General features: G+C 73.1%; 25 protein-coding genes. 15 read left to right on the forward strand and 10 right to left on the reverse strand.

Annotation, left to right across the window (positions count from 1 at the left end):
* Positions 1-84 precede the first annotated feature (84 nt).
* Entirely contained in the window at positions 85-1077 is a 993-nt protein-coding gene (locus tag ABT154_RS15505) for an ATP-binding cassette domain-containing protein (protein ID WP_351857334.1), read from the forward strand.
* Positions 1074-1928, forward strand: a complete 855-nt coding sequence (locus ABT154_RS15510; RefSeq protein WP_351857336.1) for an ABC transporter permease — start codon at positions 1074-1076, stop codon at positions 1926-1928. Before ABT154_RS15505 ends, ABT154_RS15510 begins: the two co-directional genes overlap by 4 nt.
* 27 nt (positions 1929-1955) lie before the next feature.
* On the opposite strand, the gene ABT154_RS15515 is transcribed toward ABT154_RS15510, so the two are convergent.
* Positions 1956-5363 carry an AfsR/SARP family transcriptional regulator gene (locus ABT154_RS15515; protein WP_351857338.1) on the reverse strand — a complete coding sequence of 1136 codons (3408 nt, stop codon included), beginning with the start codon at positions 5361-5363 and terminating at the stop codon, positions 1956-1958.
* A 125-nt stretch (positions 5364-5488) separates the two neighbouring features.
* On the opposite strand from ABT154_RS15515, the gene ABT154_RS15520 reads away from it, so the two are divergent.
* The gene (locus ABT154_RS15520; protein WP_351857340.1) at positions 5489-6283 is read left to right on the forward strand and encodes a site-2 protease family protein; all 795 of its coding nucleotides are present in this window, start codon (positions 5489-5491) and stop codon (positions 6281-6283) included.
* A 20-nt stretch (positions 6284-6303) separates the two neighbouring features.
* Here the strand turns inward: ABT154_RS15520 and ABT154_RS15525 are convergent, their stop codons facing one another.
* A complete protein-coding gene (locus tag ABT154_RS15525; RefSeq protein ID WP_056560177.1) occupies positions 6304-6489 on the reverse strand; it encodes a hypothetical protein in 186 nt (61 codons plus the stop codon).
* Between the two features lie 88 nt (positions 6490-6577).
* Positions 6578-7309, reverse strand: coding sequence for an NADPH-dependent F420 reductase (gene npdG / locus ABT154_RS15530; RefSeq protein WP_351857342.1), 732 nt, complete (start codon positions 7307-7309; stop codon positions 6578-6580).
* A 103-nt stretch (positions 7310-7412) separates the two neighbouring features.
* Here npdG and ABT154_RS15535 point away from each other — a divergent pair, with 103 nt between their 5' ends.
* Both ABT154_RS15535 and ABT154_RS15540 read left to right on the forward strand, forming a co-directional pair.
* On the forward strand, positions 7413-8012 hold the full coding sequence (locus ABT154_RS15535; protein ID WP_351857344.1) for a hypothetical protein: 600 nt from the start codon (positions 7413-7415) through the stop codon (positions 8010-8012).
* 125 nt (positions 8013-8137) lie between these two features.
* On the forward strand, positions 8138-9454 hold the full coding sequence (locus ABT154_RS15540) for an MFS transporter (RefSeq protein WP_351857346.1): 1317 nt from the start codon (positions 8138-8140) through the stop codon (positions 9452-9454).
* A gap of 40 nt (positions 9455-9494) precedes the next feature.
* On the opposite strand, the gene ABT154_RS15545 is transcribed toward ABT154_RS15540, so the two are convergent.
* Positions 9495-9725: a hypothetical protein gene (locus ABT154_RS15545; RefSeq protein ID WP_351857348.1), complete on the reverse strand. Its 231-nt coding sequence runs from the start codon at positions 9723-9725 to the stop codon at positions 9495-9497.
* A 61-nt stretch (positions 9726-9786) separates the two neighbouring features.
* Here ABT154_RS15545 and map point away from each other — a divergent pair, with 61 nt between their 5' ends.
* On the forward strand, positions 9787-10644 hold the full coding sequence (gene map / locus ABT154_RS15550) for a type I methionyl aminopeptidase (RefSeq protein ID WP_317875111.1): 858 nt from the start codon (positions 9787-9789) through the stop codon (positions 10642-10644).
* A 114-nt stretch (positions 10645-10758) separates the two neighbouring features.
* The gene (locus ABT154_RS15555) at positions 10759-11409 is read left to right on the forward strand and encodes a biliverdin-producing heme oxygenase (protein ID WP_351857350.1); all 651 of its coding nucleotides are present in this window, start codon (positions 10759-10761) and stop codon (positions 11407-11409) included.
* A 27-nt stretch (positions 11410-11436) separates the two neighbouring features.
* On the opposite strand, the gene ABT154_RS15560 is transcribed toward ABT154_RS15555, so the two are convergent.
* Positions 11437-12123, reverse strand: coding sequence for a PhzF family phenazine biosynthesis protein (locus ABT154_RS15560; protein WP_351857352.1), 687 nt, complete (start codon positions 12121-12123; stop codon positions 11437-11439).
* Between the two features lie 336 nt (positions 12124-12459).
* On the opposite strand from ABT154_RS15560, the gene efeO reads away from it, so the two are divergent.
* The 4 genes from efeO to ABT154_RS15580 are packed head-to-tail and all read left to right on the forward strand — an operon-like array spanning position 12460 to position 16829.
* Positions 12460-13617, forward strand: coding sequence for an iron uptake system protein EfeO (gene efeO, locus ABT154_RS15565; protein ID WP_351857354.1), 1158 nt, complete (start codon positions 12460-12462; stop codon positions 13615-13617).
* Between the two features lie 31 nt (positions 13618-13648).
* Positions 13649-14920, forward strand: a complete 1272-nt coding sequence (efeB, locus tag ABT154_RS15570) for an iron uptake transporter deferrochelatase/peroxidase subunit (RefSeq protein ID WP_351857356.1) — start codon at positions 13649-13651, stop codon at positions 14918-14920.
* 30 nt (positions 14921-14950) lie between these two features.
* Positions 14951-15832, forward strand: coding sequence for an iron uptake transporter permease EfeU (efeU, locus tag ABT154_RS15575; protein WP_351857358.1), 882 nt, complete (start codon positions 14951-14953; stop codon positions 15830-15832).
* Positions 15789-16829 carry an SCO2278 family lipoprotein gene (locus tag ABT154_RS15580; protein WP_351857360.1) on the forward strand — a complete coding sequence of 347 codons (1041 nt, stop codon included), beginning with the start codon at positions 15789-15791 and terminating at the stop codon, positions 16827-16829. The genes efeU and ABT154_RS15580 overlap by 44 nt, the downstream gene beginning before the upstream one ends.
* 114 nt (positions 16830-16943) lie before the next feature.
* Here ABT154_RS15580 and ABT154_RS15585 read toward each other — a convergent pair whose 3' ends face one another.
* Positions 16944-17723 (reverse strand): bifunctional DNA primase/polymerase, encoded by a 780-nt coding sequence (locus ABT154_RS15585; protein WP_351857362.1) that lies wholly within the window; start codon positions 17721-17723, stop codon positions 16944-16946.
* Between the two features lie 145 nt (positions 17724-17868).
* Complete coding sequence (locus ABT154_RS15590) at positions 17869-18507, reverse strand: TetR/AcrR family transcriptional regulator (RefSeq protein ID WP_351857363.1); 639 nt, start codon at positions 18505-18507, stop codon at positions 17869-17871.
* A gap of 213 nt (positions 18508-18720) precedes the next feature.
* On the opposite strand from ABT154_RS15590, the gene ddaH reads away from it, so the two are divergent.
* Both ddaH and ABT154_RS15600 read left to right on the forward strand, forming a co-directional pair.
* Complete coding sequence (gene ddaH / locus ABT154_RS15595; protein ID WP_351857365.1) at positions 18721-19563, forward strand: dimethylargininase; 843 nt, start codon at positions 18721-18723, stop codon at positions 19561-19563.
* A 67-nt stretch (positions 19564-19630) separates the two neighbouring features.
* Positions 19631-20287 (forward strand): TetR/AcrR family transcriptional regulator, encoded by a 657-nt coding sequence (locus ABT154_RS15600; RefSeq protein WP_351857367.1) that lies wholly within the window; start codon positions 19631-19633, stop codon positions 20285-20287.
* 33 nt (positions 20288-20320) lie between these two features.
* Here the strand turns inward: ABT154_RS15600 and ABT154_RS15605 are convergent, their stop codons facing one another.
* Both ABT154_RS15605 and ABT154_RS15610 read right to left on the reverse strand, forming a co-directional pair.
* Complete coding sequence (locus ABT154_RS15605; protein ID WP_351857369.1) at positions 20321-21301, reverse strand: small ribosomal subunit Rsm22 family protein; 981 nt, start codon at positions 21299-21301, stop codon at positions 20321-20323.
* Positions 21302-21310: 9 nt separating this feature from the next.
* Positions 21311-22645 carry a Bcr/CflA family multidrug efflux MFS transporter gene (locus ABT154_RS15610; protein WP_502969520.1) on the reverse strand — a complete coding sequence of 445 codons (1335 nt, stop codon included), beginning with the start codon at positions 22643-22645 and terminating at the stop codon, positions 21311-21313.
* A gap of 94 nt (positions 22646-22739) precedes the next feature.
* On the opposite strand from ABT154_RS15610, the gene ABT154_RS15615 reads away from it, so the two are divergent.
* Positions 22740-23741, forward strand: coding sequence for a Gfo/Idh/MocA family protein (locus tag ABT154_RS15615; RefSeq protein WP_351857373.1), 1002 nt, complete (start codon positions 22740-22742; stop codon positions 23739-23741).
* A 109-nt stretch (positions 23742-23850) separates the two neighbouring features.
* On the opposite strand, the gene ABT154_RS15620 is transcribed toward ABT154_RS15615, so the two are convergent.
* Positions 23851-25491, reverse strand: coding sequence for an alkaline phosphatase D family protein (locus tag ABT154_RS15620; protein ID WP_351857374.1), 1641 nt, complete (start codon positions 25489-25491; stop codon positions 23851-23853).
* Between the two features lie 102 nt (positions 25492-25593).
* Here ABT154_RS15620 and ABT154_RS15625 point away from each other — a divergent pair, with 102 nt between their 5' ends.
* A complete protein-coding gene (locus ABT154_RS15625; RefSeq protein ID WP_351857375.1) occupies positions 25594-26370 on the forward strand; it encodes an SDR family oxidoreductase in 777 nt (258 codons plus the stop codon).
* The last annotated feature ends 81 nt before the right edge of the window (positions 26371-26451 follow it).

The following is a 26451-nucleotide window of genomic DNA, read 5'->3' on the forward strand; positions in this document are numbered from 1 at the left end:
GCCGACAGCCCCGCCGACCGATGCCGGCGGGGCTGTCGGCCGTCTGTCGGGGGATTGTCGGTGGCGGCTGGTCTAGTGGTGGACATGACGCGATCACACACCACCGCCATCGAGGTCCGGGGCCTCGTGAAGCACTTCGGCGACACCAAGGCCCTCGACGGGGTCGACCTGGACGTCCAGGAGGGCACCGTCCTCGGTGTGCTCGGCCCGAACGGCGCCGGGAAGACCACTCTCGTCCGCTGTCTGTCCACCCTGCTGGTCCCGGACGCCGGGCACGCCACCGTCGCCGGGTACGACGTGGTGAAGCACCCCCGCCAGCTGCGCCGCACCATAGGACTCACCGGTCAGTACGCCTCGGTCGACGAGAAGCTGTCCGGCTGGGAGAACCTGTACATGATCGGGCGGCTGCTCGACCTCTCCCGCGCCGACGCCCGCCGCCGCGCGGACGAGATGCTGGAGCGCTTCTCCCTCACCGACGCCGCCAAGCGGCCCGCGATGAACTACTCCGGCGGCATGCGGCGGCGCCTCGACCTCGCCGCCTCGATGATCGGCCGGCCGGCCGTCCTCTACCTGGACGAGCCGACCACCGGCCTCGACCCCCGTACCCGCAACGAGGTGTGGGACGAGGTCCAGCGGATGGTCTCCGAGGGCGTCACCGTCCTCCTCACCACCCAGTACATGGAGGAGGCGGAGCAGCTCGCGAGCGAGCTGACCGTCATCGACCGGGGCAAGGTCATCGCCCGGGGCGGGGTGGACGAGCTGAAGGCCAAGGTCGGCGGCCGGACCCTGAAGGTCCGGCCGGTGGACCCGGACCGGCTGCCGGAGATGGCCGCCGCGCTCCGCGAGACCGGGCTCGACGGGATCGCCGGCGCGACGGTCGTGGCCGACGAGGGCGCGCTGTACGTGCCGATCCTCACCGACGAGCAGCTGACGGCCGTCGTGGGCCTGCTCGGCGCCCGCGGATTCGGCATCGCCCACATCGGCACCCATCTGCCCAGCCTGGACGAGGTGTTCCTCGCCATCACCGGCGAGAAGACCGCCGATTCCGTCGAGACCCACGAGGAGGTCGCCGCATGAGCACGACCACGGTCACCAAGTCCCCCGTCGGCACGCCGAGTCCGGCACCGGTACGGCGCGGCCCCGTCGCCGAGGGCCGGATAGGACTGCGCGGCAACCTGCGCCACATCGGCGCCCTGGCCCGCCGCAACGCCCTGCAGATCAAGCAGGACCCGGAGTCGATGTTCGACGCCGTGATGATGCCGATCATCTTCATCCTGCTGTTCGTGTACGTCTTCGGCGGCGCCATCGCCGGCAAGGGCAACAACGACGCGTACGTCAACTACGTGACCCCCGGCCTGATGGCGATGATGGGCATGAACATCGCGATGGCCGTCGGCGTCGGCATCAACGACGACTTCAAGAAGGGGGTCATGGACCGGTTCCGGACGATGCCGATCGCCCGGTCCTCCGTCCTGATCGCGAAGATCGTCGTCGAGGTGGGCCGGATGCTGATCGCCACCGCGATCCTGCTCGGCATGGGCTTCCTGCTCGGCCTGGAGATCCAGACCTCGGTCCTGCACCTCTTCGCCGCGATCGGTCTCTCGATGGTCTTCGGGGCGTCGCTGATGTGGATCTTCATCCTGCTCGGTCTCACCATGAAGACCGCCCAGGCCGTCCAGGGCATGGCGATGCTGGTCCTGATGCCGCTGCAGTTCGGCTCGTCGATCTTCGCCCCGCCGACCTCGATGCCCGGCTGGCTGGAGACCTTCACCGACTACAACCCGCTGTCCAACCTCGCCGACGCCGCCCGGGCCCTGATCAACGGCGGCCCGGTCGCCCACTCGGTGTGGATGACCCTCGGCTGGTCGCTGGTGATCACGGCCGTCACGGCGCCGCTGGCGGTGGCCAAGTTCCGCAAGAAGACCTGAGCCGGGTACGGGGGTCCCTCCGGGGGATCAGGACTCGGCGCGCTCACTGATCGCGTCGGCGGCGCGACCGAGCAGGGCGGCGGCCTCCCCCAGGGAGAGGCCGCCGCCCTCGGCGTACGCGGCCTCGAACTCCCCGTCCCCGAGGACGGACCGGCACAGTTCCGTCGCCCGCTCCCGATTCTCCCGCTCGACGGGCGGCGCGAGGTGCCCGGGCGGGGTCAACCCCTCGTACGCGCCGAGCAGCACCCCCGCGGTACGGGCCGAAGGGCCGCCCAGCCCGGCGAGCGCCCAGGAGGCGCTGATCAGATGGGTCGACGGCATCTGCGGCGCGACCATCTGCGAGAGGCCGCCGAGGGAGCGCTCGTACGCCCGCCGGGCCGTCACGAGCGCCGAGGCGTACCGCCCGTCGAGGTTGTCCACCCAGCTGAGGCTGCCGAGCGCGAAGCCCTCGAAGATGGAGAACGTCTCCGAGCTGAACAGCCTGGAGGAGCCGAACTCGTCGAGCAGCCCCTCCAGATGCGCCCGGGCCTCGGCCGTCCGGCCGGTCCGGCCGAGCAGCAGCGCCAGGAAGATCCGCCCGGCCAGCATCGGTTCGTGGCCCCGGCCGTGCTCGCCCTCGACCACCGCGCGCAGGATGGCCTCCGCCTCCACGCCGCGGCCGGTCTCGATCAGCATGTCGGCGTAGCGGGCGCGCAGCAGCGCCATCTGGGACTGGGCGCCGATCCGTTCCGCGTACGTGATGGCGTCGGCGTAGTCCTGCGCGGCGCCCTCGAACTCCAGCCGCCGTTCACGGGCCTCCGCGCGCGAGGACAGCGCCTCGGCCGCACCCCAGGAGTCCCCGAGACGGACGAAGATCTCCAGGCTCTCCTCGGCGTCGGCGCTCGCCCGCTCGGCCAGGTCGGCCCGGTTGGCGAACATGTTGGCGCGCAGCTGGAGGGCGTTGGCGAGCTCCCACTCGCTGCCGTGGCGGCGGCAGGCGGTGACGTGTTCCTCCAGGGCCTCGCCCATGCGGCCCGGTTCGCCGATGAGGAGGACGGCGAACACCGTGAAGGAGCCGGGCAGCCGGCAGGTCTGCGGGAGCCCCGGCGGGTAGATCGCGTTGATCCGCCGCAGCCGCGCGACCCCGGCGGGGGTGGTCCAGCGGCCGGTGTCGTAGTCCATGTTGAGCAGCTCGATGAGCCGTACCCCGCGCCGGGCCTCCCAGCGCTGCTCCTCGGAGAGCGGCAGCGGTACGGCGGTGCACGGCTCGTGCAGCGGTACGACGGGGGCGGCGGGCGTCCCGAACGGGTCGGGCCCGAGCGCGGCGACGGACTCCGCCCAGTGGAGGGCGTCGGCGCGCAGGTCGCGCATCTGCCAGTACCAGAGGAGCGAGTGGACGAGGACGAGGGCCTCGTCCTCGTCGCGGGCGTCGACGGCGCGGCCCATCGCGGAGCGGATGTTCCCGTACTCGACGCCGAACCGGGCCATGGCCTCGACCTGCCGGGAACCGCGCAGCTCGGGGTCGCAGCGGCGGGCGAGCTCGCGGTAGTACGTGAGGTGCCGGCGCTCGACGGCGCCCCGCTCACCCGCCTCGTCGAGCCGCTCCCCGGCGTACTCGGCGACGGTCTCGAGGAGCCGGAACCGCATGCCGGTGTCGCCGGGCGCGGCGACGACGAGCGATTTGTCGACGAGGGCGCCGAGCAGGTCGAGGACGGCGGGCACCCCACTGGGGCCGCGCTCCGCCTCCGTGTCCCCGTCCCCCGCGCAGACGGCCTCCGCCGCCTCCAGGTCGCAGCCGCCCGTGAAGACCGCGAGGCGGCGCAGGACCGACCGTTCGGCGTCGTCCAGGAGGTCCCACGACCAGTCCACGACGGCTCGCAGCGTCTGCTGCCGGGGCAGCACCGTGCGTGCCCCCGAGGTCAGCAGCCGGAAGCGGTCGTCGAGCCGGTCCGCGATCTGGCGCAGGGTCAGCATCCGCAGCCGCGCCGCCGCCAGTTCGATGGCGAGCGGCAGGCCGTCGAGGCGGCGTACCACCTCGCCCGCGGCGACCGGGTCGTCCTGGGTCACGAACCCCGGGCGGACCGCCGCCCCCCGCTCCCCGAGCAGCCGCAGCGCCATCCCGGTGGGCAGGGGGCCGAGGGGCCGGATCGACTCGCCGGGGACGCCGAGCGGCTCCCGGCTCGTCGCGAGCACCCGCAGGTCGGGGCAGCGCGCGAGCAGGGCCTCGGCCAGTTCGGCCGCCGCACCGACGAGGTGTTCGCAGTTGTCGAGGAGGAGGAGCATCCGCCGCCCGGCGCAGTGCTCGACGAGCCGGGCCATGGGGTATCCCCTGGACGAAGTCCTTGGGGAAGGATCGCCCCCGCCGCGCAGCTCCTCGGCTCCGGCACCGCGCAGTACGGTCTCGCGGGCGCCGACCGCGGCGAGCACCACCTCGGCGACGGCCTCCGGGTCCCGTACGGGCGCGAGCTCCGCCACCCAGACGCCGTCCGGCCAGTCCCCGGCGCCCCGCTCTGCGGCCTCCTGCGACAGCCGGGTCTTCCCGGCCCCACCGGGCCCGAGAAGCGTCACGAGCCGGGCGCGGCGCAGGTCCTCGCGGACCAGGGCGATCTCCTCGTCGCGCCCGACGAAACTGGTGAGCCGGGCCCGGAGGTTGCCGGGGGCCGTCGGCCGCGCCGCCGGAGGATCGGCGGCGGGCGGGGCGGCGGGCCGGGCCTCGGGCGGAGCGGTGGGCGCCGCCGGGGCCAGGAGCTCCGCGTGGAGGGCGCGCAGGGCCGGGGACGGGTCGGTGCCGAGGCGGTTGGCGAGGGCGCGGCGGACCGACTCGTACGCCGCGAGCGCCTCGGCCGCGCGCCCGGTGTCCCGCAGGGCCCGGATCCGGAGGACCTGGAGGGGCTCGTCCAGCGGGTGGGCCGCGCAGAGGGCGGTCAGCTCGGGGAGCGCCGCGTGCGCCGCGCCGAGGGCGAGGGCCGCGCCGAGCCGGGCGCGGCGGGCGTCGAGGCGGCGGGCCTCCCAGCGGGCGGCCTCCGCGTCCCGGTCCGGCAGGTCGGCGAGCGCGGGACCGCGCCACAGGCCCAGGGCCTCGTCGAGGAGGGCGGCGGCCCCGGCCGGGTCGCCGGCGGCGAGCGCGGCCACCCCTTCGACGGCGAGGTGCTCGAAGCGGCGGGCGTCGACGTCCTGGGGCCGGGCGTCGAGCCGGTAGCCGCCCTCGGCGGAGACGATCCGGTCGCGTCCGAGGGCCTTGCGGAGCCGTCCGACGAGGGCCTGGAGCGCGGCGACGGCGTCGGCGGGCGGCTCGTCGCCGTGCCAGACCTCGTCGACGAGCTCGGGTACGGGCACGGTCCGGCCCGCCCGCAGGACGAGGACGGTGAGCAGCGCACGGACCCGCGGGCCGCCGACGGACACGTCGGTGCCTTCGGGGGTGCGGGCGAGGGTCGGACCGAGGACGGAGTAGCGCACGGGCCCATTCTCCGTGAGAAGGTCCCCGACTCCGGAACTCGCCCCGTCACCCGGTACGTTTCCCGCACATCAGGAAGCGCACGATCCCGTCTCCGTCCCGCCTCCGTCCCCTGGGAGCTCCCGCGATGACCACGGCCACCACCCGGCGCCACGAACGGCGGATCAGTCCCGTCTTCCTGGCGATCCTCGCCGTCATGGCCGTCACCGGCTGGGCGGTGTGGACCGACTTCGCCGCCTCGCCCGGCCTGGCGGTCTTCCTCTTCGTGACCTCGGCGTGGGTGGTGTCGCTCTGTCTGCACGAGTACGCGCACGCCCGTACGGCCCTGCACGGCGGGGACATCACGGTGGGCGCGAAGGGCTATCTGACCCTGAACCCGCTCGCGTACACCCACGCGGTGCTGAGCATCGTGCTGCCGGTGCTGTTCGTGATCATGGGCGGGATCGGTCTGCCGGGCGGCGCGGTCTTCATCGACCAGGGCCGGATCAAGGGGCGCTGGAAGCACAGCCTGATCTCGGCGGCGGGCCCGCTGACGAACGTGCTGTTCGCGCTGGTCTGCACGGCGCCGTTCTGGCTGGGCGCGCTCGACGGCGTACCGGTGGAGTTCCGGTTCGCGCTGGCGTTCCTGGCGTTCCTCCAGGTGACGGCGGCGCTGCTGAACTTCCTGCCGGTGCCGGGGCTCGACGGCTACGGGGTGGTGGAGCCCTGGCTGTCGTACAAGGTGAAGCGGCAGATCGAGCCGTACGCGCCGTACGGCTTCTTCATCGTGATCGCGCTGCTGTTCGTGCCCGCGCTGAACACGGCCTTCTTCGACGCGATCGACGCGCTGCTGCGGTCGCTCGGGGTGCCGGAGGCGAGCCGCTACTGCGGCTCGCAGCTGTTCCGCTTCTGGCAGGAGACGCCGGAGTTCTGCCGGGTCTGAACGCACCTCCGCGGCGGTGTCTAGCCCTCCGCGGCGGCGGCCTTCTCCATCCTGGCGCGGCGGACGTAGTACCAGGCCATGTTCGAGGAGAGGCCGGCGAGCAGAATCCAGACGACGCCGAGGAAGCTGCCCTCGACGAAGGAGACGACGGCCGCGGTGACGGCCAGGGCGCAGACCACGAGGGCGTAGAGGGCGAGGCGGGGCATGGGGGTCGGCTCCTGTCCGGGTACGGCTGCTGTGCCCGTCCAGTGTCCCCCATGCGCTCCGCCCCGGAGGGACCGGCTCGGGGCCGGCTCAGATGTCGGTGACGCGGAGCCCGGCGTGGGCCTTGTAGCGGCGGTTCACCGAGATCAGGTTGGCGACGAGCGACTCGACCTGGTGGGCGCCCCGCAGCCGGCCGGCGAAGACGCCGCGCATGCCGGCGATGCGGCCGGCGAGGGCCTGGACGATCTCGACGTCGGCGCGCTCCTCGCCGAGGACCATCACGTCGGTGTCGATCTCCTCGACGGAGGTGTCCTTGAGGAGGACGGCGGACAGGTGGTGGAAGGCGGCGGCGACCCGGGAGTCCGGGAGGAGCGCGGCGGCCTGCTCGGCGGCGGAGCCCTCCTCGGGCTTGAGGGCGTAGGCGCCCTTCTTGTCGAAGCCGAGCGGGTTGACGCAGTCGACGACCAGCTTGCCCGTGAGTTCCTCGCGCAGGGACTCCAGGGTCTTGGCGTGGCCCTCCCAGGGCACGGCGACGATCACGACGTCGCTGCGGCGGGCGGTCTCGGCGTTGTCGGCGCCCTCGACGCCGTGGCCGATGTCCGCGGCCACGTCGCGGGCGCGGTCGGCGGCACGGGAGCCGATGATCACCTGCTGGCCGGCCCTGGCGAGCCGGTAGGCGAGGCCGCGGCCCTGGTCGCCGGTGCCGCCGAGGACGCCGACGACGAGACCGGAGACATCGGGGAGGTCCCACGGGTCCTTGGGTGCGGCCTTGGGGGCGGCGGGCGCGGCGGCGGGGTCCTGGGGTGCGCTGGAGGAAGTCATGGCCCCGACATTACCGACCGGTCGGGCTGCCGGGAGTCCCGTACGGGTGGAACCCCCGCGACCGGCCGCGCGCGGGCCCCGCGGCGGTGCAGAATGCGGGCCCATGGATGCCGTACGGGTCGCGTTGCTGCGGGAAGTGCTCGCCGGGACGGAGTGGCCGGGGGCGGCCCGCAGGTTCGCGGGCGCGCTGCGGTCCTCGGTCGTCCCGCAACGGGGCGGGCTGCTGCTGGTCGGCACGGAGGAGTACGAGCCCTGGCACCTGGCGGCGCACCTGGTGGACGAGTCCGCCTGGTCGGGGCTGCCGGAGCTGGCGCCGACGCTGGTACGGCATCGGGTGCGACCGGGGGCGCCGGCCCACCTGGGGGTCGGTCTGGGGCGGCTGGAGGCGGCGGGACGCGGGGCCACGCTGCTGATGGTGGCGCCGGAGCGGCCGGACGCCGGGCTGCTCCAGCGGGTGCACGACGCCCGGCGGGCGGGGGCGACGGTGCTCTCGCTCGACGGGGGTGACGCGGAGGTACGGGGTCTCGCGCACGAGGCGCTGACGGTGGCGGAGGGGGCGGAGGTGGACCTGGACACGGTGCAGCACCTGGTGAGCGCGGCGGCGGGCGAGAACAGCCTGCCGTCCCCCCGGGGCCGCCGCTTCCGGGACCGCCTCTCGTCCCTGGCGGACCGTCTGACGGCGCCGCCGCCGACGCGCTGGTAGGGGACGGGCCGGGCGGCCTCACGGAACCGGCGCCGGCCTGGCGGGCCGCCCCGCGGCCCCGTGACCCGGCCGCCTGACGCAAATTCGGTTGCCCGGGTCGTCTCCCCGTCGGAGCATGGCCCCTCGTGCCCTCCCCCCTCGCGAAGCTCTCCGCCCTGCTGCCCGACCTCGCGCCCTGGCGCGCGTCCGCCGACTTCCGGCTGCTCTGGGTGCAGGGGCTCGTCACGTACTTCAGCAGTGCGATGGCGATGATCGCCCTGCCGCTCCAGATCAAGGAGCTGACGGGTTCGCCGCTCGCCGTCGGTGCGATGGGCGCGGTGGAGCTGGTGCCGCTGGTGGTGTTCGGGCTGTACGGCGGGGCGCTCGCCGACGCGGTCGACCGGCGGAAGGTGATCCTGGCGACCGAGGCGGGCCTCGGGCTGCTCGCCCTGGTCCTGCTGCTCAACGCGCTGCTGCCGGTCCCGGTGCTCTGGCCGCTGTACGTGGTGGCGGCGGGCGTCTCCGCGCTCGCCGGCCTCCAACGCCCGGCCCTGGACTCGCTGCTCGCCCGGATCGTGCCGCACGAGCACCAGACGGCTGCGGCGGCGCTGAACTCGCTGCGCTGGCAGATGGGCTCCATCGCGGGCCCGGCCCTCGCCGGTCTCGTGGTCGCCTACGCGGGCCACGCGCCCGCGTACGGCGTGACGATCGCCGGTTTCGCCGTATCGGTGCTGCTCTGTCGCCGGCTCTCCCCGGCCCCGCCCGCGCACGACGCCGAGAAGCCCTCGCTGCGGGGCATCGCGGAGGGCGCGCGGTACGCCTGGTCGCGGCCGGTGCTGCTGGGCACGTACGCGATCGACCTGGCGGCGATGTTCTTCGCGTTCCCGAACACGATCTTCCCCTTCCTCGCGGACGAGCTGGACGCCGACTGGTCGCTCGGTCTGATGTACGCGGCGGGCTCGGTCGGCTCGCTGGTCCTCGGTCTGACCAGCGGCTGGACCTCCAAGGTGCGGCGGCACGGGCTGCTCGTGGTCGGTGGCGCGGCCGGCTGGGGTCTGGCCATCGCGGCGGCCGGCTGGTTCGGGAACGTCTGGCCGGTGCTGCTGTGCCTGGCCTTCGCGGGCGCGGGCGACATGCTGAGCGGGCTGGGCCGGGCCACGATCTGGAACCAGACGATCCCGGAGGAGCTACGCGGCCGGCTGGCGGGCATCGAGGTGCTCTCGTACAGCGTCGGCCCGCAGCTCGGCCAGGTCAGGGCGGGCGTGATGGCGGGCTGGACCGGCACCCGGTCGGCGGTCTGGACGGGCGGCGTGGCCTGTGTGGCCTCGGTGGGGCTGCTCTGTCTGGCGCTGCCGAAGCTCCTGACGTACGACTCCGACACCGACGAGGACTCGCTGCGCCGCAAGGCCCAGCAGGAGACGGCCGGGGAGCGGGCGGCCCCGGAGGCGGCCGGGACCGTCTGAGGCCGGCCCCGGCCGCGCGCGCCTCGCCCCGGCGCCCGCCTCAGTCGGGGTCCTCTTCCGTCCGCCCCTTGTCGTGCCAGCGGGGATCGGTCTCCCACTCCAGGTTCCGGTCGCGGGCGGTCTCCATGGCGTGGGAGGCCTCCTCACGGCCGACGTAGGGGCCGAAACGGTTCTTCGCCGGGCACTCGGGGCCCTCTTCCACCTTCTTGTGCTCCAGGCAGTAGTACCACTCGCCCGGTTTGCCCACAGTGCGCTTCTTGAACAAAGCCATCGTCGTCGGCTCCTTCCTCCGAGACCATGCTGCCCCAGACCCGGTCGTTAGACTCGCTGGCATGTCTGGCCAGTCGCTTCTCGTACCGGGGGAGCTCTCCCCCCATCGTTCCGTTCCGGGCTCCATCCGCCGCCCCGAGTACGTCGGGAAGCCCGCCCCGACCCCCTACACCGGGCCCGAGGTGCAGGACTCCGACACCGTCGAGCGGATGCGGATCGCCGGCCGCATCGCCGCTCAGGCGATGGAGGAGGCCGCCAAGCACATCGCCCCGGGCGTCACCACCGACGAGCTCGACCGGGTCGCGCACGAGTTCATGTGCGACCACGGCGCGTACCCGTCGACGCTCGGCTACCGGGGGTTCCCGAAGTCGCTGTGCGCCTCGGTCAACGAGGTCATCTGCCACGGGATCCCCGACTCCACCGTCCTGCGGGACGGCGACATCGTGAACCTGGACGTCACCGCGTACATCAACGGCGTCCACGGCGACAACAACGCCACCTACCTCTGCGGTGACGTCGACGAGGAGTCGCGGCTGCTCGTCGAGCGGACCCGGGAGTCCCTGAACCGCGCGATCAAGGCGGTGCGGCCGGGCCGACAGATCAACATCATCGGGCGGGTCATCGAGTCGTACGCCAAGCGCTTCGGCTACGGCGTCGTCCGCGACTTCACCGGTCACGGCATCAACTCGTCCTTCCACTCGGGCCTGATCGTCCCGCACTACGACTCCCCCCACCACACCACCGAGATCAAGACCGGCATGACCTTCACGATCGAGCCGATGCTGACCCTCGGCACCCACGACTACGACATGTGGGACGACGGCTGGACCGTGGTGACCAAGGACCGGAAGCGGACCGCGCAGTTCGAGCACACGCTCGTGGTGACCGAGAACGGGGCCGAGATCCTTACGTTGCCCTGACCCCCCGGGTGGGTAGCTTCTTACCGACAGGACGTCGGGAACCAGTTGACTTAGGGAAGCCTAACTTGGCAGGATCGTCACTGGCTCCCGTCCCATCGGTCCCGGAGGCACGCCTTGGACACGCCCTTCTCCACGCTCATCCGTACGGCCTCGCACGAGCAGCACACGGAGGCGGAGACCTCGTCCTTCATGGGCGACCTCCTGGGCGGACGGCTCGCCGTCGACGCCTACGCCCGCTACACGGAGCAGCTGTGGTTCGTGTACCGGGCCCTGGAGGAGGGCGCGGAGGCCCTGCGCGAGGACCCGGTCGCCGGGCCCTTCGTACAGCCGGAGCTGTTCCGCACGGCCGCCCTGGAGCAGGACCTCGCCCATCTGCGGGGCCCCGGCTGGCGCGCCGCCGCCTCCCCGCTGCCCGCCACCGCCGCCTATGCCGAGCGGGTCGCCGAGTGCGCCCGCGACTGGCCCGCCGGATATGTGGCGCACCACTACACGCGCTATCTGGGCGACCTGTCGGGCGGCCAGATCATCCGCGACAAGGCGGAGCGCACCTGGGGCTTCACGCGCAAGGGCGACGGCGTCCGCTTCTACGTGTTCGACGCGATCGGCAACCCGGCCGCGTTCAAGCGGGCGTACCGCGAACTGCTCGACGGGGTGAACGCCGACGATCTGGAGAAGCAGCGGATCGTCGACGAGTGCAAGCGGGCGTTCGACTTCAACAGCGCGGTCTTCCACCAGCTGGGAGGCGAGTTCCCGCTCAGCGCGTGAGCCCGTGAGCGTCCGGCGCCCGTGCGCTCAGCGCGTGAGCGTCCCTTCCAGGCGGACCCGTCCGCCCAACTCCACGATGCCGTCGGGGCCTGGGGCGGTGAGCAGCTGCGAACCCCGGCCCTGCGTGATGTTCAGGGCCCGTCCCAGCTCCGCCGTGAGCAGCAGCGCCGCCGCGCCGGTCGCCTCGTCCTCGTCGATGCCGTCGCCGCGCCCCGGGAACGCCCGCGCCCTGATCCGGCCCGCGGCCTCCTCCTCCCAGGCCCAGGCGTAGATCCACTCCCCCGGCTCGGGCACGTCGAGGGCGTCCACCTCGGCGGCGGAGCCGTACCGGCGCAGGGTGCGCGGCGGCGCCCACTCGGCGCGCGCCTCGATCCAGGTGAACTCCCCGTCCCCGCGCACCCACACCTCACCGGCCGGCGGACAGATGACCTCCAGGTCGAGCAGCCAGGCGGCGCCGACGAGCGGGTGTCCGGCGAACGGCAGCCGCAGCCCGGGGGTGTAGATGTCCACGATCCCGCGCTCGGGGTCGTCCACGAACACCGTCTCGCTGAAGCCGAGCTCCTTGGCGAGCGCCTGCCGGGAGGCCTCGTCGGGGTGGGTACGGGCGTCCCGTACGACTCCGAGCCGGTTGCCGTGCCGACCGTCGCCCGCGCAGAAGACCCTGAGGACGTCGATGTCGGTGGCGGTGGCGGCGCTGCGCACGGTCGTGTTCATGGCGGAAATTGAAACATCCGGCGGCATGCCGGCAGGGCCGCACCCCGGAATCGGGTGCGGCCCCGCCTCGTTCGGCGGACGGCGGTCCAGGGGTGGCCCTCACGGCCGGCGACCTCGCGACCCGCCGAATCAGGCGAATGCCGCCAATTCATCCCCATCCGCCCACTCTTGACTCTCCCTTGACCCGGCCATGAGAAGCCCATGAAGACTCCGTGATCCCACCGTGTCCGGGTCGCCGGGGTTGAGAGCTGAATCACTGGACGGGTGGGTATTGCTGAGGTAAGCCTCGGTTAAGTTAGGTTCGCCTCAGTCCGTCCCCGCGTCCCTGGAGTCCTCATGCGAGCCGTCCGTCTGTCCGTCGTCACCGCCGCCGCGACCGCGGCGACTCTGGCCGCCGTCACGGGCTGCGCCGAGAAGAGCGACGCCAAGGCGGACGACGGCACGATCACCGTCATCGCCAAGGACGACTCCTGCGAGGTCTCGAAGAAGGAGTTCCCGGCCGGCCACGTCAAGCTGGCCGTCGAGAACCGCGGCTCCAAGATCACCGAGGTCTACGTCCTCTACCCGGACGACCGGATCGTCACCGAGCGAGAGAACATCGGTCCCGGCATCAAGGCCACGCTCACCGCCGAGATCAAGGCCGGCGACTACGCCATCGCCTGCAAGCCCGGCATGCAGGGCGAGGGCATCCGCCAGCAGGTCAAGGCCACCGGCAAGGGCGCCGCGACCGCCAAGCGCTCCCCCGAGATGGACGCGGCCGTCGCCTCCTACCGCCAGTACGTCCAGGCGCAGGCCGACGCGACCCTGCCCAAGGTGAAGGTCTTCACCGACGCCGTCCGCGCCGGTGACGTCGAGGCCGCGAAGAAGGCCTACGCCGGGTCCCGCATCGGCTGGGAGCGCACCGAGCCCGTCGCCGAGTCCTTCGGCGACATCGACCCCAAGGTCGACGTCCGCGAGGACGGCCTGGAGGACGGCCAGGACCCGGCCAAGGACTGGACCGGCTGGCACCGCCTGGAGAAGGCGCTCTGGCACGACAAGAAGATCGGCGCCCGCGAGAAGCAGCTCGCCGACCTGCTCGACAAGGACCTCGCGGACTGGGTGAAGCGGGTCGGCAAGGCCGAGATCACCCCGACCTCGATGGCCAACGGCGCCAAGGAACTCCTGGACGAGGTCGCCAGCGGCAAGGTCACCGGCGAGGAGGAGCGCTACTCGCACACCGACCTCGTCGACTTCAAGGCGAACGTCGAGGGCGCCCAGAAGTCCTTCGACCTGCTCAAGCCGGTCGCCGTCAAGAACGACCCGAAGCTCGTCGCCGACCTGGACAAGCAGTTCGCCGCGCTGAACACGCTGCTCGACAAGTACCGCACGGACAAGGCCTCCTACGTCTTCACCTCGTACGAGAAGGTCGGCAAGCCGGAGCGCAAGGAACTGTCGGACGCCGTCAACGCCCTGGCCGAGCCGCTCTCCAAGCTCGCCGCCGCCGTCGTCAAGTAGTCGTCGAGTCAGCAGGGACGGGAAGACGGACATGTCCGAGGAAACCCAGGAGCAGACCGCGGCCGCCGGGGCGACCGCGCCCTCCCGCCGTACGGTCATCGGCTGGGGCGGTGCCGGGCTCGCGCTCGGTGCCGCCGCGGCCGGCGGCGCCGTGGCGCTGACCCGGGACGGGGACACCCCCGTGCCGGTCGCGGACAGCGGCGCGGCCGTGCCGTTCCACGGCCCGCACCAGGCCGGCATCGCCACCGCCGTACAGGACCGGCTGTACTTCGCCGCCTTCGACGTGACGACGAAGGACCGCGCCGAGCTGGTCCAGCTCCTCAAGGACTGGACGCGGGCCGCCGAGCGCATGACGGCCGGCGCCGAGGTCGGCGAGGGCGCCTACGGCGGTCTGCCGGAGGCACCGCCGGACGACACCGGCGAGGCCCTGGGCCTCAAGCCCTCCCGTCTCACCCTCACCATCGGCTTCGGCCCCTCGCTCTTCGACGGGCGTTTCGGGCTGAAGGACAAGCGGCCCGGGGCCCTGGTGGAGCTGCCCAAGTTCCCGGGCGACAACCTCGATCCGGCGCGCAGCGGCGGCGACCTCTGCGTCCAGGCCTGCGCCGACGACCCGCAGGTCGCCGTGCACGCCATCCGCAACCTGGCCAGGATCGGCTTCGGCAAGGTCGCGGTGCGCTGGTCGCAGCTGGGCTTCGGCAAGACGTCCTCGACGACCCCGGACGCCCAGACCCCGCGCAACCTCTTCGGTTTCAAGGACGGCACCCGCAACATCGCGGGCACCGAGACCGACCGGCTCGCGAAGCACGTCTGGGTCTCCGGCAAGGACGCCGAGGGCGGCGCCGCCTGGATGGACGGCGGCTCGTACCTCGTCGCCCGCCGCATCCGGATGAACATCGAGACCTGGGACCGTACGTCGCTCGCCGAGCAGGAGGACGTCTTCGGCCGCGACAAGCGCGAGGGTGCGCCCATGGGCAAGCCCAAGGAGCACGACGCGCCGTTCCTGAAGGCGATGAAGCCGGACTCGCACGTCCGGCTCGCCCACCCCGACAGCAACAACGGGGCGACGATCCTGCGCCGCGGCTACTCCTTCACGGACGGCACGGACGGCCTCGGCCGTCTGGAGGCCGGCCTGTTCTTCCTGGCGTACCAGAAGGACGTCCGGACCGGCTTCATCCCGGTGCAGACCTCGCTGGCGACCGACGCCCTCAACGAATACATCCAGCACGTGGGTTCGGCGCATTTCGCGATCCCGTCGGGCGTCCGGAACAAGGACGACTGGTGGGGCCGGGGGCTGTTCTCGTGACTCCGCACGCACTCCAGGAAGGGAACCGACGTGTTCGGTAACTATCTGATCGGCCTGCGCGAGGGCCTGGAAGCCAGCCTCGTCGTCAGCATCCTCATCGCCTATCTGGTGAAGACCGGCCGGCGGGACGCCCTGAAGCCGATCTGGATCGGCATCGGCGTGGCCGTCGGTGTGGCCCTCGCCTTCGGCGCCGGCCTGGAGTTCGGCTCCCAGGAGCTGACCTTCGAGGCGCAGGAGCTGCTCGGCGGCTCGCTGTCGATCGTCGCGGTGGTCCTGGTGACCTGGATGGTCTTCTGGATGCGGCGCACGGCCCGGCACCTCAAGACGGAGCTGCACGGCAAGCTGGACGCGGCCCTCCAGATGGGCACCGGCGCGCTGGTCGCCACCGCCTTCCTCGCGGTGGGCCGCGAGGGCCTGGAGACGGCGCTCTTCGTGTGGGCTTCGGTACGGGCCTCCTCCGACGGCACGTACGCGCCGCTGGCCGGAGTCCTCCTCGGCCTGCTCACGGCGGTGCTGCTCGGCTGGCTGTTCTACCGGGGCGCGCTGAAGATCAACCTGGCGAAGTTCTTCACCTGGACCGGCGGCATGCTGGTCGTGGTGGCGGCGGGCGTGCTCGCGTACGGCGTCCACGACCTCCAGGAGGCCCGCTTCCTCGGCGGCCTCGCGAACAAGGCCTTCGACATCTCGGAGACGATCCCGCCGGACAAGTGGCTGGGCACGCTCCTCAAGGGCGTCTTCAACTTCCAGCCGGACCCGACGGTCCTTCAGGTCACGGTGTGGGCGCTGTATCTGGTCCCGACGCTCGCGATCTTCCTGGCCCCGATAGGGTCGGGTCCGTCCGCGCGGATGAAGAAGCAGAAGGCGACCGATGACAAGGCTGAGGCTGGGGCGAGCGCCGGCAGGACCGCTTGAGCGGTCGTCGGCACGGCGGCCCGCGAGACTCCTGGGAGCGACGGCGACCGCGGCCGTCCTCGCTCTGACGGCGAGCGGCTGCGTGACCGTGCACGGTGAGAGCGCGCTGCTGCCCCCGGCCACCCCGGCCGAGGCGGCGCAGGCGCTCGCCGACTTCACGGCCGCCTACAACCGTGCCGACAAGACGTACGACCCGGCCCAGGACGCGGACCGGGTCACCGGCCCGCTCGGGGAGATCAACCAGGCGGGGCTGCGCGCGCGGGCGGTCACCAGCCCCGGCGGCAACGCGAACCACCGGCCGCTCGCCCTCACCGACGCGCGCTTCACACTGCCCCGCAAGGCGGGCTGGCCGCGGTGGTTCCTCGCGGACACCGATCCCAACCTGGACACCGACGGGGGCCCGGGCGACCAGCGCTGGCTGCTGGTCTTCGTCCGCAACGGTCCGCAGCAGCTGTGGGAGGCCGCCCACCTGGTGATCCTCGGCCCTTCGCAGGTGCCCGAGTTCGCCGAGGAGGAGGGGTACGCGGTGCCGGTCGCCGCGGACACCGACGCCCTGGCGGTCGCGCCGAAGGACCTCGGCACGGCGTATGTCTCGTATCTCAAGGACGGGCGGCCGGGGCCGTTCGCGGCGGGGCCGCACACGACGACCTGGCGGGAGCAGCGGCAGAAGACCGCCAAGCGGCCGGGGCTCGCGACCCAGTTCCTCGACCGGGTCACGGACCAGGGCGACTTCGCGCCGTTCGGGCTGCGGACGAAGGACGGCGACGCGTTCGTGTTCTTCTCGACCCGGTTCTTCGAGCGGCAGACGGCGGCGCCGGGCTACCGGCCCAAGGTCGACCCCGAGATCAAGGCGCTGATGACCGGCGACGTGAAGAACACCGTCACCAAGGAGTGGGTGTCCGACCAGGTGGCCCTGGTGCGGCCGGCGGGCACGGACCGCGACGCGGTCACGGTCAAGGCCCGGCTCCAGGGCGTGGTGGGGGCGCAGGGGTCGTAGCACGGCCGCCGGGAGGGCCGGGCGGCCTCGGGGCAGGACCGCCTCTCAGTGAGACGACCGGTCCGTCACCGGGTCGGGCGGGTCTGACCTCACCGGGGCAGGCGGATCAGCCGCTCACCGGGTCAGCGGCCACGCGATCTCGTGGGCCGTGTGCTCCCCGTCGCCGTCCGCCTCGCGTTCCGCCGCGTGGCGGGCGCAGACGTCCTGCAGGGTCTCCAGGAGGTTCAGCGGGTCGGGCAGCGGGTGCTCGGGGCCGCGGAGCCAGGCGACGACCGGACGGTCGCCCTCGTCGCCGGGGAGCCGGGCCGGGGGTACGAGCACATAGCTGCCGCGGCAGTGCCAGCGGAGCCCCGGGTGCTCGTCCATCGTCTCCGGGTGGCAGTCCAGCTCACACGGCCACCACTCGTCCTCGTCCTCGGGGGTGCCCCGGGTGGCGGTGAAGAAGAGCATGCGCCCGCCGACGGTGTCGATGTCGGCCGACTCGGCGACCGGACCGACCTCCACGCCCTCGGCGAGGAGCCGCTCCAGGGCGGCCCGGCCCGCGGCGAGCGGTACGTCGAGGACGTCGTGGACCATGCCGGTGGCGGTGATGAAGTTCGCCTCGGGCTCGTTGCGCGCCCAGCGCTCGATCTGCGCGCGGTCGGTGGTCGACTGCGTCTGCCAGGCGAAGGAGACGGGGTGCCGGGCGGGGGTGGGACAGCCGATCCGCTCACAGGAACAGCTGTAGCCGACGGGGTACGCGGCGGGGGCCAGGGGCAGCCCGGCGGCGGCGACGGCCAGGAGCAGCTTCTCGCGGTCGTTCTCGTCGTCGGCCGCGGTGCGTTTCGGGCGCCTGCGCAGCCACTGTGCGAGTTTGCTCTCCGTGCCGCGGTAGCGGCCGATGCCGTCGCCCATCTATCCCCTCACACCTCATGCTCGCCCGTTCGGCTCTGCCCATGGTCCCACCATCCTGCGCCTCGGGTGACCGGAGTGCGGAACCGGGGTGCTGTGAGATGTCCCGGCTTCCCTGTGAGATGTCCCGGCTTCCCTGTGAGATGTGTCAGCGCCTGGGGGTGAGGCCGCGCAGGGCGAGGTCGACGAGGGTGTCGGCGTAGGCGTGGGTGAGGGGCAGGGTGCGGTGGAGCCAGCGGTGGTGGAGCGGGCCGACGAGGAGTTCCACGGCGATGCGCGGGTCGATGTCCGGGTCGATGTCACCGGCGGCCTGGGCGGCCTCGATGCGGCGGACGTAGTACTGGAGCTGGGGTTCGAGCAGGGCCTCGGTGAAGCGGGCGCCCAGCTCGGGGTCGACGATGCCCTCGGCGGCGAGGGCGCGGGTGGGGGCGTCGAAGGTGGGGTCGGTCATCTCGTCGACGGTGGCGCGCAGGACGTACCGGAGGTCGGCGGCGAGGTCTCCGGTGTCGGGGATCTCGCCGTCCCCTTCCCCGCCGGGGGCGTCGTTCCCCCGCATGGCTTCGTTGGCCCGTGCGGCGAGGTCGAGGAAGGCGTCGAGGAGGACGGCCGCCTTGGAGGGCCACCAGCGGTAGATGGTCTGCTTGCCGACGCCGGCGCGGGCCGCGATGCCCTCGATGGTGGTCTTCGCGTAGCCGTTCTCGGAGACGAGGGCGAGGGCGGCGGCGAAGATGGCGCTGCGGGAGCGCTCGCTGCGTCGGGAGGCGTCGGGGGCCTTGGTGTCGGGCATGGGCCCAGTCTAACCGCGCGCGAGACGGCGCGTCTCGCGAGGTGGCGAGGGCGAGGGCGGGGGCGGCGGCGCGGCGGGGGTAGGGCGGGGGTACGCGAACCACCCGAACGGTCCACAGCGCGCGGGGCCCGGAAGGCGGACCATGGGGTCCACCGATCCGGCGGGTCTTCACCCCGCCGGTGACTCCGTCCGCACGCCCGTGAGGAGCCCTCCTTGCGCACCACTCCGCGCACGCCCTCGCCCCGCCGCTACCTGATGTGCCCACCCGCGCACTTCACGGTGACGTACTCCATCAACCCCTGGATGGACCCGACGAAACCGGTCGACCTGCCGCTGGCCCTCGCCCAGTGGGAGGACCTGCGCGACCGCTACCGCGCGCTCGGCCACACCGTGGACCTGCTCGCCCCCGACCCCGCGCTGCCGGACATGGTCTTCGCGGCGAACGGCGCCACCGTCGTCGACGGCCGGGTCCTCGGCGCGAAGTTCGCCCACCCGGAGCGCGCGGCGGAGGCCGACGCGCACCTGTCCTGGTTCCGCGGAAACGGCTGGGCGGAGGACGCCGTACGGGCCCCGGAGCATGTGAACGAGGGCGAGGGCGACTTCGCCGTCACCGCCTCCTGGATCCTCGCCGGGCGCGGCTTCCGGTCCAGCCCGCTCTCCCACGACGAGGCGCAGGAGTTCTTCGGCCGCCCGGTGATCGGCCTCGAACTGGTCGACCCGCGCTACTACCACCTGGACACGGCGCTCTGCGTCCTGGACGACGCGGCCGACGAGATCATGTACTACCCGGACGCCTTCTCCCCCGGCAGCCGCGCGGTGCTCGCCCGGCTCTTCCCGGACGCCCTGATCGCCACGGACGCGGACGCGGCGGCCCTCGGGCTCAACGCGGTGAGCGACGGCCGCCACGTGCTGCTGCCGCAGGCGGCGGTGGGCCTCTTCGAGCCCCTGCGCGGCCGGGGCTTCGAACCCCTCGGCATGGACCTGGGCGAACTCCTCAAGGGCGGAGGCAGCGTGAAGTGCTGCACCCAGGAGCTACGGCCCCCGGCGGTGTCCTGACCGGCCGGGTCCTCGGGGGCGGTGCGGGGGCGGGTCCGTCGCCCGTCCCCGTCGGTAGGGTGCCGCCATGGTTGCCCCGTCCCCCACTCCCACCCCCGCCTCCACCGACGACCGTTCGCTGCCGCTCCGGGAGCGGAAGAAGCTGCGGACCCGTCAGGCGCTCGCCGCCGCCGCGCTGCGGATGTTCACCGAGCGGGGCCTCGACGCGACCACGGTGGAGGATCTCGTCGACTCGGTGGAGGTGTCGAAGAGCACGTTCTTCCGCACCTTCCCGGTCAAGGAGGCGGCGGCCGTGGAGGCCGAGGCCGAGCTGTGGGCGGCCCTGGTCGCCGCGCTGGAGGAGCGCGCGCTGTCCGGGCCCGTCCTCGCGGAACTCCAGGACGTGCTGTGCGGTACGGTCACCGCCCTGGGGGCGGACTGGGGGGAACGTTACGTCGCCACCCGGAGGCTCGTACTGAGGGAACCGGCGCTGCTGGCCCATGTGGCGCACCACCGCGCCGGGGCCGAGCAGCGGATCGGGGACCTGCTGGCGGAGCGGCTGGGACTGCCGGCGGACGACCTGCGGCCCCGGGTCCTCGCGGAGCTGACCGGCACCGGGTGGAGCATCGCGGCGCGCGACTGGGTCCGCTCGGGCGGCCGGGGCGGCCTGCGCACCCTGCTCCCGGGGGTGGAGCGCGCCTTCCTCGCCATCCCGGCGGGGCTGGAGCTCTGCGCCGGGACGTGACCACAGGCCGGGTCCGCCCCGGCCGCCGGACGGTCAGTCCTCGTCCTCCGGCGGCCACGCGTCGCCCCACGCCACGTCACGCGCCCGCTTGTAGAGGGGGCCGTGCCGCTTGGTGACCGTCTCGCGGGCGAGGCCGTCAGGGCCGCAGAGTTCCAGCTGGACCAGGCCCTTGCGGATCTGCGGCCTGCGGGTGACGCGGGAGGCCACGGGCGTCACCGGGTGCCTGGTCGCCGCCACGTAGGCGTACTTCTCGTCCTCGTACGGCAGCGAGCCGCCCTTCACCTGGCGGTGCAGCGAGGACCGGCTCACCCGGGCCGAGAAGTGGCACCAGTCCGTGCCCGGTTCGATCGGGCAGGCCCCGCTGTGCGGGCAGGGCGCGGCGACGGTGAACCCGGCCTCGACGAGGAGCGTGCGGGCGGCGATGATCCGCTCGTAGCCGTCGGGGGTGCCGGCCTCGACGATCACGACCGTCCGCGCCACCCGCGCGGCCTCGGTCACGAGGGCCGTCCGGTCGGCGGGGGTGAGTTCCTTGAGCACGTACGAGACGGTGACGAGGTCGGTGTCGTCGAGGCGCAGGGCGGCGCCGATCCGTTCGCGCCGCCACTGCGCGTCCAGGACGCTCCCGGCCAGTTCGCGGCCGAGCGCGAGCGCGGGCTCCGCCCAGTCCAGGACGGTGGTGCGGGGCGGCTCGTCCTCCCAGGCCTCGGCGACGGCCCAGCTCGCCGCGCCGGTGCCGCCGCCGATGTCGGTGTGGGTACGGGGCTCCCAGCCGGGCGCGGCCTCGCGCAGGGCGCCGAGGGCGCCGCGTACCGCCTCGAAGGTCGCCGGCATCCGGTACGCGGCGTACGCGGCGACGTCGGAGCGGTCGCGCAGCACGGGGGCGTCCGTCGGGGTGGTGCCCCGGTAGTTGGCGATCAGTCGCTCGACGGCCCGGGCGGCCTGGCGGGGCGGCAGCCCGTCGAGGAGCCCGGCGAGGGCGGCGCGCAGGGTGTCGGCGGAGGGGGAGGCGTTCACCGAGACATTCTAGGCCGCCGTGGCGCGCGGACCGGCCCCTCGGGTGCGCTGCCAGGGGCGGCACAGGGTGAGGAAGCAGACGGCGGCGAGGACGGCGCAGCTCAGCTGGACGACGGCCATCGGGACGGCGGTGTGCTCGCCCGCGATGCCGACGAGCGGGGAGGCCACGGCTCCGATCAGGAAGGAGGTGGTGCCGAGCAGCGCGGAGGCGGAGCCGGCGGCGTGCGGGGTGCGCATCAGGGCCTGGGCGTTGGTGTTCGGCAGGGTGAGGCCCATCGCGGACATCAGGACGAAGAGTCCGGCGGCGACGGGGACGAGGCCGGTCTCACCGAAGACGCCGGTGGTCATGAGGGTCAGCGCGAGGGCGGCGAGCAGGATGACGCCGAGGCCCCAGCCGAGTGCCTTGTCGAGGCTGACGCGTCCGACGAGCAGCTTGCCGTTGATCTGGCCGACGACGACGAGCCCGACGGAGTTGACGCCGAAGAGGAGGCTGAAGGTCTGCGGAGAGGCGCCGTAGATCTCCTGGATGACGTACGGCGAGGCGGAGATGTACGCGAAGAGGGCGGCGAAGGCGAGCCCGCCGGTCAGCGTGTAGCCGGCGAAGACCCGGTCGGCGAGGAGGCCCTTCATGGTGCGCAGGGCCTGGCCGACGCCGCCCTCGTGCCGCCGCTCGGGAGGCAGCGTCTCGTGGAGGAAGCGGTGGACGACGAGGGTGAGGAGGATGCCGATCACGGTGAGGACGTAGAAGACGCCCCGCCAGTCGGTGAACCGCAGGATCTGGCCGCCGATGAGGGGCGCGACGATCGGGGCGACGCCGGAGATCAGCATCAGGGTGGAGAAGAACCGGGCCATCTCGACGCCGTCGTAGAGGTCGCGGACGACGGCGCGGGCGATGACGATGCCGGCGGCGCCCGCGAGGCCCTGGAGCAGCCGGAAGCCGATGAGGAGTTCGGCGGTGGGCGCGAGGGCGCAGACGGCGGTGGCGAGGACGTACACGATCATGCCGATGAGCAGCGGGCGGCGGCGGCCCCACTTGTCGCTCATGGGGCCGACGACGAGCTGCCCGAGGGCCATGCCGGTGAGGCAGGCGGTCAGGGTGAGCTGGACGGTGGCGGCTGGGGCGTGCAGCGCGCCGGTGACCTCCGGCAGCGCCGGCAGGTACATGTCCATGGAGAGGGGCGGGAGGGCGGTGAGTCCGCCGAGGACGAGGGTGACGAGCAGCCCCGTCCGCCGGGCGGCGGTGACGGCGGGGGTCGCGGCGCCTTGGGTGGCGGTGCCGCTTTCGAGGGTCGTGGCGCTTTCGGTTATGTGCCCTTGTGTTGTTTTCTGGCCGCTCTCCGGCATCGACAGCTCCATCTCGTTGAATCCTTGCCTATGCTCTCAGCTCGACCGGACAGGTCGAGACCTCTGTGGGACGGGTGGGGACATGGGTGGGGACATGACGAAGACGGTGCGCTGGGGAATCCTTGCCACGGGCGGCATCGCGGAGCGGTTCACGGCGGACCTGCTGACGCTGGAGGACACGGAGGTCGTCGCCGTGGCCTCCCGTACCGAGGCCTCGGCGAAGTCCTTCGCCGACCGGTTCGGCATACCGAGGGCGTACGGGGACTGGGCCGGGCTCTTCGCCGACGAGGACGTCGACGTCGTCTATGTGGCGACGCCCCACCACGCGCACCGCGAGGCGGCCGGCCGCGCCCTGGAGGCGGGCAAGGCCGTCCTCTGCGAGAAGGCCCTCACCCTCGACGCGCGCGAGGCGGGCGAACTCGTCGGCCTCGCCCGGGACCGCGGCCTCTTCCTGATGGAGGCCATGTGGATGTACTGCAACCCGCTGGTCCGGCGGATCGCCGAGCTGGTGCGCGGCGGGGCGATCGGCGAGGTCAGGACCGTACAGGCCGACTTCGGGCTCGCCGGCCCGTTCGCCCCCGACCACCGGCTGCGGGACCCGGCCGTGGGCGGCGGGGCGCTGCTCGACCTCGGCGTGTACCCGGTGTCCTTCGCGCAGCTGCTCCTCGGCGAGCCGGACACCGTCCACGCGCACGCGCTCCTCTCTCCGGAGGGCGTCGACCTGAACACCGGGATGCTGCTCGGCTGGGACTCGGGGGCGTCGGCGCTGCTGTCCTGCTCGCTCGTCGCGGACACCCCGCTGACGGCCTCGGTGACCGGCTCGCTCGGCCGCATCGACATCCCGCGCGGCTTCTTCTACCCCGAGCGGTTCACCCTGCGCCGGAACGGCCACGAGCCGGAGGAGTTCGTGTCGGGGAACGACCCGCACTCCCTCCGGCACGAGGCCACCGAGGTGATGCGCTGCCTGCGGGCGGGCGAGACGGAGTCCCCGCTCGTCCCCCTCGAAGGCTCCCTGGCGGTGATGCGGACGCTCGACGCGGTACGGGACCGCGTCGGCGTCCGCTACCCGCAGGAGACGGCCGCCGCGCGGGGCTGAGGCGCCCGGTGTCCCGCCCTCGCGAGGACCGCTGACGTGTCCCCGCGAGGGCCCGGTCCTGCCGGCCCGACGGCCGGTCACGCCGACCCTGCGCCCCCGCGAGGCCCGGTCAGGCGGGCTTGAGGCCCGGGTCGCCCGCCTCCGTGACGAAGGAGGCGGCCGTGGTGACGGGGGCGCCCGGGGTCGTCACGTACGGCACCGTACGGAAGTCGGCGCGGGCGCCGTCCTCGCCGAGCGCCACCGTCACATAGCCGCGCCGCCCGTTGTAGAACTTCAGGTGCGGGTTGGCCTGGGTGAGCCGGTCGTGGTTGGACGGCCGGTCGGAGCCGTTCTTGCCGCTGGTGATCGAGGTGGCGACGATCTCGGTGCCGACCGTCCGCGAGGACGGGTCGCGGAAGTCGGCCTTGATGTCGAGGCCGTAGCCGACGTGGACGTCCCCGGTGAGCACCATCAGGTTCTCGACGCCGGCCGCCTCCGCGCCCGCGAGGACCCGCTGCCGGGAGGCCGGGTAGCCGTCCCAGGAGTCCATGGAGAGCGTGAAGTCGGCGGTGGAGCGGTCGCGGCGCTCGGCGAACACGACCTGCTGCGGCAGGACGTTCCAGCGGGCCCGCGAGTGCCGCCAGCCGTCGAGCAGCCAGCGCTCCTGGGCGGCGCCGGTCAGGGTGCGCGAGGGGTCCTCGGACTCGGGTCCCGGGACCTTCCAGCCGTCGCCGTACGCCTGGTCGGAGCGGTACTGACGGGTGTCGAGGATGTCGAACTGGGCGAGCTGCCCGAAGCGCAGACGCCGGTAGAGGCGCATGTCGGGGCCCTCGGGCCGCTGGGGCGCGCGGAGCGGCTGGTGCTCCCAGTAGGCGCGGTAGGCGGCGGCCCGGCGGAGCAGGAACTCCTCCGGCGGGACGCCGTTCTCGGGGGTGTCGCCCGCGTAGTTGTTCTCGGTCTCGTGGTCGTCCCAGGTGACGACGAAGGGGTGGGCGGCGTGCGCGGCGCGCAGGTCGGGGTCGGACTTGTAGAGCGCGTAGCGGAGCCGGTAGTCGTCCAGGGTGAGCGTCTCGCGGTTGAAGACGGCCGGGAGGGTGCGGTCGGTGTAGGCGCGGGCGCCGCCGGTGGCGTTCACGGCGTACTCGTACAGGTAGTCGCCGAGGTGGAAGACGACGTCGACGTCCTCGTCCGCGAGGTGGCGGTAGGCCGTGAAGTACCCGTCGTGGTACGCCTGGCAGGAGACGGCGGCGAGCTTGAGGGCCGCGTTGCGGGCCCAGGGGGCCGGCGCGGTGCGGGTGCGGCCGACGGGGCTCGTCCAGTCCCCGACGCGGAAGCGGTATAAGAACTCGCGGTCGGGGTCCAGGTGCTCGACCTCGACGTGGACGGAGTGCCGGAACTCCGGATGCGCGGTGGTACGGCCGCGCCGGACGGTCCGGGTGAAGCGCTCGTCGCGGGCGAGCTCCCAGTGCACGGAGAGCCGGGCGGCCGGCAGTCCGCCGTCGGGCTCGAAGGGGCGGGGCGCGAGCCGCGTCCAGAGCAGGACGGAGCCGGGCAGCGGGTCGCCGGACGCCACCCCCAGGGTGAACGGGTCCTCGGTGACGCGCCGGCCGTCCAGCTCGGCGGCGGCAGCGGCGCCCGCCGTGGGCAACTGGGTGGCGAAGGCGAGCGCGGCGGCGGCCCCGGTGACGGTGAGGAACCGGCGCCGGTCGACATGGCGTGCTGCGGCGCGGAGTTCCTCGGAGTGCGCGGATGTGTCGTGTACGTGGTTCATGTGCCCCTCCCCATACGGATACTGTCCCTCCGTCATTCGAGGGGCACGGGACGACGCCCCCGGGGCGGGTACGGAACATCCACGTGTCGGAACGATGAGTTCATGGGGCACACGTCTCGCGTACGCTGCGCGCCCATGAGCATCGCAGTGGTGACGGGAGCGGGATCGGGCATCGGCCGGAGCGTGGCGCTTGCCCTGGCGGCGGCCGGCTGGTCGGTGACCCTGGCGGGCCGCAGGGCGGCGGCCCTGGAGGAGACGGCGGCGGCGGCCCCGGCCGGGGACTTCCTGGCCGTCCCGACGGACGTGACGTCGGCGGAGGAGGTCACGGCCCTCTTCACGGCGGTACGGACCCACTACGGCCGGGTGGACCTGCTCTTCAACAACGCCGGTACGTTCGCGGGCGGCGGCGTTCCCGTCGAGGACCTGGACCCGGACACCTGGCGCGCGGTCGTCGACGTCAACCTGACGGGCGCGTTCCTCTGCGCCCAGGCGGCCTTCCGGACCATGAAGGAACAGGACCCGCAGGGCGGCCGGATCATCAACAACGGCTCGATCTCGGCGCATGTCCCGCGCCCGCACTCGATCGCTTACACGGCGACGAAGCACGCGATGACGGGCCTCACGAAGTCCCTGTCGCTCGACGGCCGCCCGTACCGGATCGCCTGCGGCCAGCTGGACGTCGGCAACGCGGCGACGGAGATGACGGCCCGCATGCAGACGGGCATCCTCCAGGCCAACGGACAACTGGCGGCGGAACCGGTGATGGACGCGGCGGACGTGGCGGCGACGGTGGTGCACATGGCGGCACTGCCGCTGGAGGCGAACGTGCAGTTCGCGACGGTGATGGCGACGGGGATGCCGTACATCGGCCGGGGGTAGGGGCGCCGGCCGACACTCGACGGGGCGTTGGTCGGTGCTGCCCGCGGCAGTGAGGGCACGCTCAGGCCCCCGACCGGCCGG

This window comes from Streptomyces sp. NPDC001728, assembly GCF_040297565.1.
Lineage (GTDB): Bacteria > Actinomycetota > Actinomycetes > Streptomycetales > Streptomycetaceae > Streptomyces.

Bases quoted from the DNA above. Each gene is read 5' to 3' on its own strand.
- ABT154_RS15505 (WP_351857334.1), top strand. From the start codon at position 85: ATGACGCGATCACACACCACCGCCATCGAGGTCCGGGGCCTCGTGAAG.
- ABT154_RS15510 (WP_351857336.1), top strand. From the start codon at position 1,074: ATGAGCACGACCACGGTCACCAAGTCCCCCGTCGGCACGCCGAGTCCG.
- ABT154_RS15520 (WP_351857340.1), top strand. From the start codon at position 5,489: ATGACCACGGCCACCACCCGGCGCCACGAACGGCGGATCAGTCCCGTC.
- ABT154_RS15525 (WP_056560177.1), bottom strand. From the start codon at position 6,489: ATGCCCCGCCTCGCCCTCTACGCCCTCGTGGTCTGCGCCCTGGCCGTC.
- npdG (WP_351857342.1), bottom strand. From the start codon at position 7,309: ATGACTTCCTCCAGCGCACCCCAGGACCCCGCCGCCGCGCCCGCCGCC.
- ABT154_RS15535 (WP_351857344.1), top strand. From the start codon at position 7,413: ATGGATGCCGTACGGGTCGCGTTGCTGCGGGAAGTGCTCGCCGGGACG.
- ABT154_RS15545 (WP_351857348.1), bottom strand. From the start codon at position 9,725: ATGGCTTTGTTCAAGAAGCGCACTGTGGGCAAACCGGGCGAGTGGTAC.
- map (WP_317875111.1), top strand. From the start codon at position 9,787: ATGTCTGGCCAGTCGCTTCTCGTACCGGGGGAGCTCTCCCCCCATCGT.
- ABT154_RS15560 (WP_351857352.1), bottom strand. From the start codon at position 12,123: ATGAACACGACCGTGCGCAGCGCCGCCACCGCCACCGACATCGACGTC.
- efeO (WP_351857354.1), top strand. From the start codon at position 12,460: ATGCGAGCCGTCCGTCTGTCCGTCGTCACCGCCGCCGCGACCGCGGCG.
- efeB (WP_351857356.1), top strand. From the start codon at position 13,649: ATGTCCGAGGAAACCCAGGAGCAGACCGCGGCCGCCGGGGCGACCGCG.
- ABT154_RS15580 (WP_351857360.1), top strand. From the start codon at position 15,789: ATGACAAGGCTGAGGCTGGGGCGAGCGCCGGCAGGACCGCTTGAGCGG.
- ABT154_RS15585 (WP_351857362.1), bottom strand. From the start codon at position 17,723: ATGGGCGACGGCATCGGCCGCTACCGCGGCACGGAGAGCAAACTCGCA.
- ABT154_RS15590 (WP_351857363.1), bottom strand. From the start codon at position 18,507: ATGCCCGACACCAAGGCCCCCGACGCCTCCCGACGCAGCGAGCGCTCC.
- ABT154_RS15600 (WP_351857367.1), top strand. From the start codon at position 19,631: ATGGTTGCCCCGTCCCCCACTCCCACCCCCGCCTCCACCGACGACCGT.
- ABT154_RS15610 (WP_502969520.1), bottom strand. From the start codon at position 22,645: ATGCCGGAGAGCGGCCAGAAAACAACACAAGGGCACATAACCGAAAGC.
- ABT154_RS15615 (WP_351857373.1), top strand. From the start codon at position 22,740: ATGACGAAGACGGTGCGCTGGGGAATCCTTGCCACGGGCGGCATCGCG.
- ABT154_RS15620 (WP_351857374.1), bottom strand. From the start codon at position 25,491: ATGAACCACGTACACGACACATCCGCGCACTCCGAGGAACTCCGCGCC.
- ABT154_RS15625 (WP_351857375.1), top strand. From the start codon at position 25,594: ATGGGGCACACGTCTCGCGTACGCTGCGCGCCCATGAGCATCGCAGTG.